Source organism: Capnocytophaga canis (assembly GCF_043187445.1).
In the GTDB taxonomy this organism is placed as follows: Bacteria; Bacteroidota; Bacteroidia; order Flavobacteriales; family Flavobacteriaceae; genus Capnocytophaga; species Capnocytophaga canis.
The window spans coordinates 1,081,818-1,095,477 of record NZ_CP171121.1; the positions used below are offsets into that span (position 1 = coordinate 1,081,818).

Genomic DNA, 13,660 nt, shown 5'->3' on the forward strand with positions numbered 1-13,660 from the left:
TTGTGTCTAAATTTTAGGTAAAATGAACATTTTAAAAGTATGCCTATTTATCAAATGTTGATAAGTTTGTGCATAAATATTCTAGATTTTAAGATTTATATATCTTTTATTTGCATAGCTTCGTAGTGTGATAATTAAAAATATCATAAATCTATTAATCAAGTAGTTATAGATTTTTTTTGTTATCACAAAACTCAATCGTTTTTTTTGAAAATTTCAGAAATTGAATCACTTCCACTAACTATATTTTGCATCGACTTAACCTTTGAATAATCTCATCTGTAAAACGATTTATTATGTCAAAATTCACAAAATTAACACCCGAACAACTAAAAACGAAATGTAATTTTATTGAGAATTACCTAACATCGCAAAATGCAGCGAGTGGCTCTTTGTTTGATTCTAATGCTAATGTTTCTAACAAAAACATAGCCACGATGGAAGCTGAACTGAATAAAGATATTAATATTCAGGTAAATAGAATGTTGGTTTCACGCAAGATTGCTCAGCTTTTTGGTCAGGATTTAGCCAATGAATACATCAGGCAAATTGAAGAACACGAAATTTATGTACACGACGAAACTAGTCTGAAACCTTATTGTGTGAGCGTTTCGATGTATCCTCTTTTGCTTGACGGATTGTTGAAACTTGGTGGCGAATCCAAAGCTCCGAAGCATTTAGCGAGTTTTTGTGGCTCGTTTGTAAATTTCTTATTTTCAGTATCTTCTCAGTTTGCTGGGGCAGTGGCAACGGTTGAATTTTTGATGTATTTTGACTATTTCGCTCGAAAAGACTACGGAAAAGACTACCTAAAAACGCACACAAAAATAGTAGAAAACGAAATGCAACACGTGGTGTATGCTATCAATCAACCTGCGGCGGCACGTGGTTATCAATCTGTTTTTTGGAATATTTCTTTGTACGACAAACCTTATTTCGATTCGATGTTTGGGAATTTTGTTTTCCCCGACGGCAGTAAACCAATTTATGAATCGTTGGATAAAATCCAAAAATATTTTATGAAATGGTTCAATAATGAACGAAAAAAAGCCATTCTGACTTTTCCTGTGGTTACGGCGGCGATGCTAACCAAGGACAAAAGAGTTCACGATGAAAATTTTGCCAACTTCTGTGCCGAAGAACTTAGTGAAGGAAATGCATTTTTCATCTATCAGTCCGACAATGCCGATTCACTGGCGAGTTGTTGTCGTTTGCGAAATGAAATTTCGGACAATACGTTCAGTTATTCGTTGGGTGCAGGTGGCGTTTCCACAGGAAGTATCAATGTGATTACCATCAATATGAACCGATTGTATCAAAAAGGGCTTTCTTTGGAAAAAATGATTGATAACATTCATAAATATCAAGTTGCGTATCGTGCTATTATTCAGGATTATAAAGATGCTAAAATGCTTCCTGTGTACGATGCAGGATTTATTTCGCTTGACAAACAATTTCTTACCATAGGAATCAACGGAATGGTGGAAGCCGCAGAATTCTTAGGATTAAAAATATCTGATAATGAGGAATATAAATCATTTGTCAATAAAAATTTAAAGCTGATTTACGAAAAGAACAAGGAAGCCAAAGCAAAATACGGCTATATGTTTAATACAGAGTTTGTTCCTGCTGAAAATTTGGGTGTGAAAAATGCCAATTGGGATAAATCTGATGGGCTTTTTGTTCCGAGAGATTGTTACAATTCATATTTTTATGTAGTTGAAGATGAATCTGTTAATATAATAGATAAATTCTTTATGCACGGACACGAATATATCCAATTTTTGGACGGAGGCTCGGCATATCACTGCAATTTGGAAGAATATCCAACCCAAGAGGGATTTTTGAAGCTACTCAATGTAGCTGCGAAAACGGGTTGTAATTATTTCTGTTTCAATGTAAAAGTAACTTATTGTAATAGTTGTGGTTATATCAATAAACACACCACTGACCATTGTGTAAAATGCCATTCCACTGATGTTGATTACGCTACTCGCATCATCGGTTATTTGAAAAAAATAAGTAATTTCTCGAAAGACAGACAAAAGGAAGCCAAAAAAAGATATTATGGCAATACTGCGGTATAGCGAGTATGATATTGTATTACAGGAAGTTCCTAATGAAATTTCGCTTTGTTTCACGATAACAGGTTGTCCGTTAGCTTGTGAGGGGTGCCACTCTGAGCATATCTGGAATCCGAATTTTGGACAGCCTTTAACGCTTAGTTTGTTGGAAAAACTCATTGAAAAGTATGAGGGAACTATCAGTTGTGTGCTTTTTATGGGAGGAGAATGGAATATTGATCAGCTGCTGAAATTTATTACGATTGCAAAAGAAAACAATTTAAAAACAGCACTTTACACGGGATTAAATATCAAGCAGGTAGCTCGAAAATATCCACAATTATTGGAGCGTTTGGATTACATCAAAACGGGCAAATGGATTCCCTCATTAGGCGGACTTGATAGCAAAACCACAAACCAACATCTGTTAGAAATCAAAACAGGAAAAATATTAAACCATTTCTTTTGGAAGGAATGATTATTAGGAAAAATATGAAATAACTTTTTAGATATATTACAGTTGAAACCACATAAGAATATTAGGAGAATTCAACTTGCTAGTTGTAAATAAAAAAGAGGGCTATAACTATAAACACGGTTACTTCGGAAAGTTCTACATTTTCAAATAAAAATCCTTTGTAAGAGAAATATACGCTTCCGTATACTGACCTCGACCTTTTTCAATTACCAATAAATCAGAGGTATACTCCCCCTTGTTTTTGATAAAAGCAATCAAGCTACGTTTCAATTCGCTCTGTTCATTACCTTTGACACGAGTGATTTTCTGAGGAAATAATCCCTTACTTTGAGCTAAACTTATAAATCTTTCTTCTTCCTGAAATGGAATAATGACTGAAAAAACACCTTCATCGCTAAGTAATTGCACTACTCCATCCATAAGAGTCTCGAAAGGTAATGAGTCTTCAAAACGAGCTTTGTTCCTTGCCAACGAATTGGTTCTATAATTTTCGGTATAGAACGGCGGATTTGAAATAATTAGGTCATATGGCTCTTCTCCTTGCATTTCTTCAGCAAATTCTTGAAAGGAAGCAAAATAACAAAAAAGCCTGTCACTCCATGGACTATTTTCAAAATTTTCAGTACATTCAATGAATGAACTTTCATCAATTTCAACAGCATCGATGGTCATTGCATCGGAACGCTGTGCCAACATCAAGGACAAAACTCCTGTCCCTGCACCAATGTCTAATATACGATGTGGAAAATGATCAACAGACACCCATGCCCCTAAAAGTACATTATCTGTACCTATTTTCATGGCACTTTGGGATTGCGAAACTGAAAATTGTTTGAACTTGAAAATCATTTGAATAATGAGTCACGACAATTAAACAAACAAAAACGCCTCCTTATTGATTACTTTTTGAGAAAAGTAATCAATTGAGTTTTCCATTAATTCTGTGATAAGTCCTTTTTTGAAAGGTTGCATCGCATAGTGGATAGGACAAGGAAATTCTTCGGAACAAGCCTTAAGCCCCATAAAACAGTTTGAAAAATTTTCAACATCATCCAAATTTTCAATAATTGTGATCAAAGGAGCTTGTTTTTCATGATCTGTCAACCAAAATCCTCCTTTTGGCCCTTTAGTGGAGCTAATAACTTTCTTTTTAGCCAAAGTTTGCAAGATTTTAGCCAAAAAAGGCGATGGTATATTTAATTTTTTGGAGATTTCCTTAGTTCCTATCTTATTACTCTCTGAGCCATTAATCGCCAAATAAATAACAGCATTAATGGCATACTTACTAGGGTTGGAAAGCATATTTCTTTATCATCTACATTAGCGGACAAAGTTACTACTTTTTATTTGATTTGTAATTATTTTTCGTATTTTTGTCCAATAATAACCTAAAAACGCTTCTTACACATGACACACAAGGCAGGGTTTGTAAACATAATTGGAAATCCAAATGTAGGAAAATCAACTTTAATGAATGCTTTCGTCGGCGAAAAACTTTCCATCATAACCTCCAAAGCTCAAACCACCCGACACCGCATCTTCGGAATTGTTAGTGGCGACAATTTTCAGATAATTTTTTCTGACACTCCAGGAATTATCAAACCTGCTTATGAATTACAACATTCAATGATGGATTTTGTAAAAAGTGCTTTTGAAGATGCTGATGTGTTAATATATATGGTTGAAATTGGTGAAAAAGAACTGAAAGACGAGGCTTTTTTTGAAAAAATAAACCGTATGCAAGTACCCGTGTTGCTTTTGATCAACAAAATAGACAAATCATCACAAGAAACTTTGGAAAACCAAGTAGCTTATTGGAAAGAAAGAGTTCCTAAAGCCGAAATTTTCCCTATTTCTGCCTTGGAAGGCTTTCAAACTGCAGAAGTTTTTAATCGCATTGTAGAATTATTACCCGAATCACCCGCGTTTTTCCCAAAAGATCAACTGACAGACAAACCCGAACGTTTTTTCGTTAATGAAATCATTCGAGAGAAAATATTGATAAACTACAAAAAGGAAATCCCTTATGCAGTAGAAGTAGAAACAGAGTCATTTGTCGATTCAGAACATATTATTCACATTCGAGCCGTGATTATGGTGGAGCGCGAAACCCAAAAAGGAATCATCATTGGACATAAAGGGGAAGCCTTAAAAAAAGTTGGCACACAAGCTCGAGCTGATTTGGAAAAATTTTTCGGCAAACAAATTCATATTCAAATATTTGTGAAAGTGAACAAGGATTGGCGTTCCAACTCTCGACAATTGCGACGCTTCGGATACAGCCAGTAGATTTATATGATATAAAAGAGTAAAAAGCTCCAGCAACTCAAATTATTCAACACTTTTTTACAAACCTTTTATAACATAAAATGTAGCTTACATCATTTTAAAAACTAGCGATTCTCTTTTTTTTGAAATAAATTTATATCTTTGCACAAAAAAGAAACAGTATGTTAGCTAATAGTATATTTTTAGGAATTCCAGGGCCTTGGCAAATTGCAGTGGTTGTTATCCTTATTCTTCTTCTTTTTGGAGGTAAGAAAATACCTGAGTTGATGCGTGGATTAGGAAGTGGCATCAAAGAATTTAAAGATGCAACCAAGGAGCCAAACAAAGATGAAACTAATTCTTCAATAGAGAAAAAGCAGGAGTAATTAATTCTTTGAAGACAGTCTTTTCGCAAAGCATTTTTTGCATAAAATTATCGAAGATAACTATACTATCCGGAAAAATCTTTTTCAGGCTAAATACAGATGCGAATACCGTAAAATCTTGTGGTAAACTAAAACTAAGATGTTTGAGCTAAAGTTTTTCGGATAGTTTCTTTTCAACGATTTCCTACAAAACAATCCATTTTGAATTTATCGAATTCTTCATCGAAAGTCGAGGCTTTCGACCGTTTTTTTTCTCAACGACTTTTGCAGTGGTACAATAGCGAAAAAAGAGATTTGCCGTGGCGACAAACCACAGATCCTTATAAAATATGGCTATCCGAAATCATCCTACAACAGACCCGTGTTGCACAGGGATTGCCTTACTATGAGCGTTTTACAAACCATTTCCCCTCTGTTTTCGACTTAGCAAATGCATCCGAAGAACAGGTACTGAAGCTATGGCAAGGCTTAGGATATTATTCCCGTGCAAAAAACCTACATCACACCGCTAAAACGATTGCTTTTGACCTCAATGGAAATTTCCCTACAACACATAAGGAATTATTGAAACTCAAAGGCATAGGTGATTACACAGCAAGCGCCATTGCATCTATTTGTTTTTCAGAATCTTGCGCTGTTGTTGATGGAAATGTTTATCGAGTTTTAGCCCGTGTTTTTGGCATAGAAACTCCTATCGACACTACCTCAGGTATTATTCAGTTTAAAAAATTGGCTACCAAACTATTAGATCCAAAAAATGCGGGAGTTTACAACCAAGCTATTATGGAATTCGGAGCGATACACTGCAAACCACAACTGCCTATGTGCGAAAGTTGTGTCTTTTCAGACAAATGTGTTGCTAAAAATCAAAGTAAAGTAGAAAGGCTACCCGTAAAAATTGGGAAAACAAAAATACGAAAGCGTTATTTTAACTACATCGTACCTATTGATAATCAGAAGCATACAATATTGAATAAACGTAACAATAAAGATATCTGGCAAGGATTGTATGAATTTCCACTCATAGAAACTGAAAAACCTTACTCGGAAGCAGAAATAAAAGCCGAAATAGATAAGATATTCGACTGTATAACAGATATTTACCTACATAAATACGAAAAGATTCACAAATTATCACATCAGCATATTCACACTCAGTTTTGGATAATCTCCATGGAATATTCATTGAAAAATAGCATTGATAAAGAGGAAGTTAAAAACTATCCTGTATCGGTTTTAACAGCAAATTTCTTGAAAGAATTTTGGTTTTTTAGAAATTAATTGTACTTTTGTCGAAAGCCTCAACACATTTTTTATCTATTCGATTGGACAGAAGCTTGGATTCAAGTGTAGAAAGAAACAAAATAAAGCCCCATCAGCAAGACAAAAATAAAAAAATTATTATCCGTTTTGTGTGTATGAGAAAAAGGAAATAATTTATTGTCTAATTCTTCTAACCAAAAACGATTAGAAAATACAACATAAACCCTTAAAAATTGAATACTATGAGTGCAGGAACATTAAACAAAGTGATGCTTATTGGGCGTTTGGGAGATAAGATAAAATTGACCTATTTTGAAGGAGGTAATTGTGTTGGACGTTTTTCATTAGCTACGAATGAGGAGTATACCAACAAAACAACTAACGAAAAAGTAGTTGAAACAGAATGGCATACAGTGGTGGTTCGTAACAAACAAGCTGAAATTATTGATAAATATACCTCCAAAGGTGATTTGATTTATGTTGAAGGACGGATAAAAACTCGTCAATGGCAAGCCGAAGACGGAACAACTCGTTACACAACCGAAATCTATGCCAACGAATTTACGCTTCTGCCGAACAGCCGAAAGGAAGAAAAATCAGAGAAGAAATCACCTGCGGATGACGTAAATAAAAGTCTGCCTTTTTAAAAACATTGTTTAACTAATATTAAAATTTTGGACTCAGAGCCTCCCCTTACCTTACTTTTGATGCCGTTAATGGCAGTGGAAACTATTGCGTTGCAATTTAGTATACTTGATTGGAATATTATTTTGCAATTTGCTGTTTTTTTAATACTCTTAGGTTGTTCTGCCTTGATTTCAGGGTCTGAAGTGGCACTTTTTTCACTTTCACCAACCGAAGTGAATAGCCTCAACGATGGAAAATCGGCAGTGGGAGGCATTATCGCTCGCTTGGTCGAAAATCCAAAGAAATTGTTGGCTACAATATTGATTTCTAATAATTTAGTAAATATTTCCATCATCTTATTATTCGTAGATTTGGGAGATTTTCTCTTCGGAAGCATTGAGAGCGAAATCCTGCGGATGATTTTAGATGTAGGGGTTGTTACATTTATGATTTTACTCTGTGGGGAAATCGTCCCGAAGATATATGCAAACCGGAATAATATACTTTTTTCCAAAACTGTGGCATATCCAATCTATGTTTTAGACACGCTTTTCACACCACTCAGCATCCCGATGAAAGGATTTACATCTTTGATTCACAATAAATTAGGAAAACAGTCTACACACATATCCGTAGGACAATTATCTCAAGCCTTAGAATTAGCATCGTCTGATGACACAACTAAGGAGGAAAAGAAAATTTTGGAAAGTATTGTTTCATTCGGAAATACGGAAACTCGCCAAGTGATGGTTCCTCGTATTGATATTTTTGCATTGAGTGAAACCCTGACTTTCAAGGAAGTAATCACCGAGATTGTGCGAATGGGCTATTCGCGTATTCCTGTTTACAACGAAAGTCTGGACGATATCACAGGGATTATCTACATCAAGGATTTACTTTCTCATTTGGAAAACGACGATTTCGACTGGCTAACTGTTAAGCGCAAGGCTTTTTTTGTCCCCGAGAACAAAAAGTTAGACGATTTGCTCAGCGAATTTCAGGAGATGAAAATACATTTAGCGGTGGTAGTTGATGAGTATGGTGGCACTTGTGGCATTATTACTTTAGAAGATATCATAGAGGAAATTGTCGGAAACATAAACGATGAGTTTGACGATGAGGATGTTATCTATTCCCAAATTGACAAGGACACCTACGTTTTTGAAGGAAAAACAGTGCTAAAAGATTTCTATCGGATTATGCAACTAACAGATGAAGAGGAACTTATATTTGAGGAAAAAGAAGGAGAAGCAGAAACCTTAGCTGGTTTTTTGTTAGAAATTGCGGGGGATTTCCCTCAGAAAGGCGTTCCTATTGTATTTGAGAACTACCAATTTACTGTTCAGGAATTTGACAAAAAACGTATAAAACAAATCAAAATACACAGAGAGAACAATGCGTAGTTTATTATTTATCACATTGATTTTCACAATATTAAGCTGTGAAGAAACAGCGTTACCAAAACCAAAGGCTGCTCTTCGATTAGAATACCCACAGGCGGAATATAAAAACTATGCTAAGGACTATTGCCCATTTGAATTTGAAACTAACACTTCTGCATTTGTGAAAACTAAGAAGGATGATTCATGCGACTTTGATGTTGAATATCCCGCAATGAAGGCTACTATTTATATATCATATAAGAAAGTAAAAGACAATATTCGCCATTTGTTGCGCGATGCTCAAAAGTTTACATTTGAACACACCATCAAAGCAGACAATATTGCTTCCAATCAATTCGTAAACGATTCTACTCGCGTGTATGGGATGTTTTACCAAGTTTATGGCAATGCAGCTTCACAGGCTCAATTCTACGCCACTGATAGCACCACACATTTCATTTCGGGTTCGGTCTATTTCAAAGTAGTACCTAACTATGATTCAATTCAACCCGCAAGCCATTATTTGGAAAAAGATGTTCGCCGAATTATGGAAACCCTACGATGGAAATAAGACAATATACATGGAAAAATAATAGCATGTGAAAAACACTTCTTTTCAAAATATTTTCACAATTAATAGAAAACAACCTGAATACGCGAGAAAAACAAGATGATAGAGAAAAAAGATATTAGAGCATTAAGCAAAGTAGAGTTACGAGATTTCTTTGTAACCCATGGAGACAAGGCTTTTCGTGGAAATCAGGTATATGAATGGCTATGGAATAAAGGTGTGCACTCCTTTGAGGCTATGACCAATTTACCGAAACAAACTCGTGAAATGCTTGAAAATCATTTTTCGATAAACCATATTCAAGTGGACGTGATGCAACGAAGTGCTGATGGAACTATCAAAAATGCGGTTCGCCTTCACGACGGATTATTGGTAGAATCGGTATTGATTCCTACCGATACTAGAACCACAGCTTGTGTGTCAAGTCAGGTAGGATGTAGTTTGAACTGTAAATTTTGTGCTACAGCCAGACTAAAACGTATGCGTAATCTACAGCCTGACGAAATTTTCGATCAAGTAAAAGTCATTGACAATCAAAGTCGTATATTTTTCAACCGTCCCTTGTCAAATATTGTTTTTATGGGAATGGGCGAACCTCTAATGAACTACAACAACGTGCTATCGGCAATCGAAAAAATCACTTCCGATGAAGGATTAGGAATGTCGCCCAAAAGAATAACGCTTTCGACTTCAGGAATTCCGAAACTAATCCGAAAAATGGCAGACGACGAAGTCAAATTCAAATTAGCGGTATCATTACACTCCGCCATTGACGAAGTACGAACATCCATAATGCCATTTAACGAAAACTTTCCTTTATCAGAACTTCGTGAAGCTTTGGAATATTGGTACCGAAAAACTAAAAACAAAATCACCTACGAATATGTAGTATGGAAAGACATCAACGACAAGAAAAAAGACGTAGATGCTTTGATAAAATTTTGTCGTTTTGCTCCTTCCAAGGTAAATTTAATTGAGTACAACCCAATTGACGATGGCGACTATCAACAAGCGGACAGTTCCGCCATTGACATGTACCAAACTATGTTGGAAAATGCTGGGATTACGGTTACCGTTCGTCGCTCTCGAGGCAAAGATATTGATGCTGCCTGTGGTCAATTAGCTAACAAACGATGAAGTGGTATGGAAAGGTTTTAAATAGTTTGGTTCGAAATAGGCAATATCCTCAAAACAAGCATTTCTATATCTTTCCTCTGCATACGAAATCATATCTTTTGCCTGTGGATACTTATCACTAACAAAAACTGCATTAGGGTGATTACATATGGCAGAAAATTTCATTGCTCCATCTCCCAAAAAGGTAACTTTTCCTTTATTTAACCACTCTTGATAGCTGTTTTCATCAAGTATTTTTGCTTGAGTTGCTTCTAACTCATTGTTATTTTTATCAAAAACAGCACTATACACCTCCATACGTCGAGCATCCAACATAGGAATAACAAACTGACTGTCAGAAATTTGTTTAGCCAACACCTGTAATGTAGGTACAGAAATTAAAGGAACACCCAATGCAAAGCACAAACCTTTAGCAGCTGACACACCAATCCGCAATCCTGTGTAAGAACCCGGACCTCCACTGATAGCAATAGCATCTATTTCTTTCATCGGAAGATTTGCATCAGCAAGTACTTTTTCAATAAAAAGATGTAATGTTTCGGCATGTGTAAACTTACCTTTATTTTCCGATTCTTCGGCAATTGATACCCCATCGCGAGCAACTACTACCGAACAATTAATTCCCGATGTTTCTATACAGAGAATGTTCATTTTTATATTTGATTTTGTATAACAAAATATTTCCTATGTAACAATACTGTTTACAAAGAAATACACTTCGATTTGAATGAGACTGAGCGAAGAGCCTTTTTTTGGAATTTTTAGAAAAACATTAATATTCAACATTTTTACAAATACATTCTTCTTTAAAATAGACCTTTTCGGACAGTCTCTTCTACTATTTTGAATACCTTATGCCAATAGAACTTGTTCGAAATTAATCATTATAAGTTGAAACCTCGCTCAAAAAATCATACAACAAGCGAATACCAACACCTGTCCCACCAGCTTTGAAATAGCGGAAAGGAGCGTTCAAAAACGCAGTTCCTGCGATATCGATATGTACCCAAGGATAATTGGTAAAATGTTCTAAAAACTTCCCAGCTGATGAAGCTCCTCCTTCGGGATTTCCTAAGTTTTTGATATCGGCAATGGGAGATTTTAAATCTTCTCCGAACTCATCCCAAAAAGGAAGTTCTACCAAACGCTCAAATACCTTATCCCCAGATCGTTGTAAACGTTTTTTGATTTCATCGGAAGCATTCCCCATAAAAGCACTACCGTAGTGTCCCGTAACGCGAGCCGCAGCTCCTGTAAGTGTAGCTAAATCAATAACCAATTCTGGGTTCAAACGCTGTGCATAAGTCAAAGCATCCGCTAAAATAAGCCGTCCCTCAGCATCTGTATTCTTAATTTCAACAGTCATTCCGTTCATCATTGTCAACACATCATCGGATACGATAGCATTAGAGTTTATTCGGTTGTCGGTGGCAGGAATTAGCCCTACTACATGCAGTGGCAATTGATTTTTGGCTACGGCACACAACAAGCCTACTACAGCTGCCGCACCCGCCATGTCGGCCTTCATCGTATCCATGTAATTTCCAGGCTTGATGTTATAACCTCCCGTATCATATACTACACCTTTCCCTACAAACACATAAGGTTGTTGATTTTCAGCATTTTTAGGCTTCCATGTAAGAATATTAAAAGTAGGAGGCACTTCACTACCCGCATTCACACCCAATAATCCACCCATCTTCAAATCTTGGATTTCTTGCTTACGGAGTACACTAACCTCAAATCCAAAATGCTTACTGAGAACTTCGATCTCTTCGGATAAACGCGTGGTTGTCAATGCCAAAGGAGGTTCGTTTACCAAATCACGAGCAACTGCAACCGATGCCAACAAATTATTAAACTGAGTAAGTTCGGTTACTGGTAAATCAACGTATACAGATATTTCAGGTTGAGAATCTTCCTTAGTTTTATACTTATTAAACTGGTAGTCAGACAACTGCATTCCTTCCAAAACACACATTGTGAGGTCTTTATCTACTGATGAATGAATATAAACTTCTGTATATTTTTCTTTTTTAAAAGTAGTAAGAAGTTCGTTTCCAAGTTGTCGAGCTTTTTCTCTTTCGGCATTAGTATCTTTCCCTTTTTCAAGTAGCAAAGCAACCACTAAGGGTCGTTCTAATAAAGGGAATGCCACTACTATATTTTGCTGTTTTTCAGTATGTTTTTTCAAATATGTGTGTAAAAAATCAGGCGTTTGCTCTACTTCGGTAGCAATGTAAGCTGTTACATCACCTATTTGCTGATTTTGTGTAGGATATATTTTCATGTGATATTCTGTACAAAAAGAGCGTATCTAAAATACGCTCTGAATGATTATTTATTTTCTTCTGTTGCTTCTTCGCTAAGAGCTTCGGTTTCTGTTTCTTCTAAAAAGCCTTTTTCAAGCAGTAAGTTGTACCATTGGATTACCTTTTTGATATCACTTGCATACACACGATCTTCATCATAGTTCGGAAGTACACTGAAGAAATATTCCTCTAATTCTGCTCCACTTGACTTGTGGGTAACTGGAGTTTTTCCACTATTTTCTTTGTCTTTTATATTTTTAAAAACCTGTGAAAGAGGCACTTCTTCCTCCAATGTGTATATAGCTATTTCTGAAAGTAGGCTCACATTATCGCGAATTCCGATAGAAATTCTCTTCCCGTCCAAAAGTGAAGTTGCTAAAAATCCTGTTCGTGTTTGGGACTCTAAGTGGTACAATCCTGGTTTGCCTGAAATAGCTAATATTTTGTTTAATTCCATTTTTTATATTTTTTTATTAATGATTATCTTCGTTATAGACAATAAAAATTTAAGAACTTATTTTGTGAAATCCTAAGAACTCTGAACTATTTTCTTCTTACATCCGGAAATCGCATACGATAATCGACATTCACTTTACCTTTGCTGATGTCAGTCAATTTCCCTTGTAGGATTCGTTTTTTGAATGCCGACAGCTTATCGGTGAACAACACTCCTTGTATGTGGTCATATTCGTGCTGGATAATTCTCGCTGCCAACCCATCTACCGTAAGAACTTGAGGCTGAAAATTTTCATCTAAATATTCAATAGTTAATCGCTCATGTCGTGACACGTCTCCACGCACCCCTGGAATGCTCAAACAACCTTCGTTAAAACTCCATTTGTCACCTGTTTCCTCAATGATTTTAGCATTGATAAACACCTTACGAAAGTTTTCCAAAAAGGTTTGTTCTTCCTTTGTTAGTTCGTCATCATCAGCAAATGGAGCTGCATCAACCACAAACAAACGAATGGGCAATCCAATCTGTGGTGCCGCTAAACCAACACCCCTACTAGCTTCCATAGTTTGGAACATGTTGGATATCAAATCTTTAAGATTGGGATAGTCTGCAGAAATATCCGTACACATCTTTCGGAGCACAGGATCGCCATAAGCTACAATCGGTAAAACCATAATCTTTCAATGTTATAAGAATGCAAATGTAAACTTTTTCCG

15 protein-coding genes are annotated in these 13,660 nt (G+C 35.9%); 9 read left to right on the forward strand and 6 right to left on the reverse strand.

Translation table 11 applies throughout. From position 1 onward, the window contains the following. Nucleotides 1–296: 296 nt before the first annotated feature. Entirely contained in the window at nucleotides 297–2,087 is a 1,791-nt protein-coding gene (nrdD, locus tag ACF3OB_RS04615; protein ID WP_172917790.1) for an anaerobic ribonucleoside-triphosphate reductase, read from the forward strand. Beyond that, nucleotides 2,068–2,541 (forward strand): anaerobic ribonucleoside-triphosphate reductase activating protein, encoded by a 474-nt coding sequence (gene nrdG / locus ACF3OB_RS04620; protein ID WP_095912298.1) that lies wholly within the window; start codon nucleotides 2,068–2,070, stop codon nucleotides 2,539–2,541. Before nrdD ends, nrdG begins: the two co-directional genes overlap by 20 nt. A 135-nt stretch (nucleotides 2,542–2,676) precedes the next feature. Here nrdG and ACF3OB_RS04625 read toward each other — a convergent pair whose 3' ends face one another. Then, nucleotides 2,677–3,390, reverse strand: a complete 714-nt coding sequence (locus ACF3OB_RS04625; RefSeq protein WP_392448535.1) for a tRNA1(Val) (adenine(37)-N6)-methyltransferase — start codon at nucleotides 3,388–3,390, stop codon at nucleotides 2,677–2,679. A 21-nt stretch (nucleotides 3,391–3,411) separates the two neighbouring features. Continuing rightward, the gene (locus tag ACF3OB_RS04630; protein WP_172917788.1) at nucleotides 3,412–3,843 is read right to left on the reverse strand and encodes an Rrf2 family transcriptional regulator; all 432 of its coding nucleotides are present in this window, start codon (nucleotides 3,841–3,843) and stop codon (nucleotides 3,412–3,414) included. Between the two features lie 105 nt (nucleotides 3,844–3,948). On the opposite strand from ACF3OB_RS04630, the gene era reads away from it, so the two are divergent. The 7 genes from era (at nucleotide 3,949) to rlmN (ending at nucleotide 10,175) form a co-directional block, all read left to right on the forward strand. Continuing rightward, on the forward strand, nucleotides 3,949–4,830 hold the full coding sequence (gene era / locus ACF3OB_RS04635; protein WP_042343926.1) for a GTPase Era: 882 nt from the start codon (nucleotides 3,949–3,951) through the stop codon (nucleotides 4,828–4,830). A gap of 161 nt (nucleotides 4,831–4,991) precedes the next feature. Further along, on the forward strand, nucleotides 4,992–5,195 hold the full coding sequence (locus ACF3OB_RS04640; protein WP_042007804.1) for a twin-arginine translocase TatA/TatE family subunit: 204 nt from the start codon (nucleotides 4,992–4,994) through the stop codon (nucleotides 5,193–5,195). Between the two features lie 201 nt (nucleotides 5,196–5,396). Further along, on the forward strand, nucleotides 5,397–6,476 hold the full coding sequence (gene mutY / locus ACF3OB_RS04645) for an A/G-specific adenine glycosylase (protein ID WP_172914707.1): 1,080 nt from the start codon (nucleotides 5,397–5,399) through the stop codon (nucleotides 6,474–6,476). Nucleotides 6,477–6,700: 224 nt separating this feature from the next. Continuing rightward, nucleotides 6,701–7,105 (forward strand): single-stranded DNA-binding protein, encoded by a 405-nt coding sequence (locus tag ACF3OB_RS04650; RefSeq protein WP_392448536.1) that lies wholly within the window; start codon nucleotides 6,701–6,703, stop codon nucleotides 7,103–7,105. A gap of 60 nt (nucleotides 7,106–7,165) precedes the next feature. Continuing rightward, nucleotides 7,166–8,488 (forward strand): gliding motility-associated protein GldE, encoded by a 1,323-nt coding sequence (gldE, locus tag ACF3OB_RS04655; protein WP_392448537.1) that lies wholly within the window; start codon nucleotides 7,166–7,168, stop codon nucleotides 8,486–8,488. Beyond that, nucleotides 8,481–9,038 (forward strand): gliding motility lipoprotein GldD, encoded by a 558-nt coding sequence (gene gldD / locus ACF3OB_RS04660; protein WP_392448539.1) that lies wholly within the window; start codon nucleotides 8,481–8,483, stop codon nucleotides 9,036–9,038. The genes gldE and gldD overlap by 8 nt, the downstream gene beginning before the upstream one ends. A 99-nt stretch (nucleotides 9,039–9,137) precedes the next feature. Continuing rightward, on the forward strand, nucleotides 9,138–10,175 hold the full coding sequence (gene rlmN / locus ACF3OB_RS04665) for a 23S rRNA (adenine(2503)-C(2))-methyltransferase RlmN (protein ID WP_042007798.1): 1,038 nt from the start codon (nucleotides 9,138–9,140) through the stop codon (nucleotides 10,173–10,175). Here the strand turns inward: rlmN and tsaB are convergent. From tsaB to def, 4 genes are all read right to left on the reverse strand, one after another. Further along, a complete protein-coding gene (gene tsaB / locus ACF3OB_RS04670) occupies nucleotides 10,158–10,826 on the reverse strand; it encodes a tRNA (adenosine(37)-N6)-threonylcarbamoyltransferase complex dimerization subunit type 1 TsaB (protein WP_392419614.1) in 669 nt (222 codons plus the stop codon). The genes rlmN and tsaB overlap by 18 nt on opposite strands. Before the next feature lie 226 nt (nucleotides 10,827–11,052). Beyond that, nucleotides 11,053–12,465, reverse strand: coding sequence for a M17 family metallopeptidase (locus ACF3OB_RS04675; protein ID WP_172914711.1), 1,413 nt, complete (start codon nucleotides 12,463–12,465; stop codon nucleotides 11,053–11,055). A gap of 47 nt (nucleotides 12,466–12,512) precedes the next feature. After that, nucleotides 12,513–12,944 carry a DUF5606 domain-containing protein gene (locus ACF3OB_RS04680; protein WP_042007792.1) on the reverse strand — a complete coding sequence of 144 codons (432 nt, stop codon included), beginning with the start codon at nucleotides 12,942–12,944 and terminating at the stop codon, nucleotides 12,513–12,515. Nucleotides 12,945–13,030: 86 nt separating this feature from the next. Then, nucleotides 13,031–13,618, reverse strand: a complete 588-nt coding sequence (gene def / locus ACF3OB_RS04685) for a peptide deformylase (protein WP_042007790.1) — start codon at nucleotides 13,616–13,618, stop codon at nucleotides 13,031–13,033. Nucleotides 13,619–13,660 lie beyond the last annotated feature (42 nt).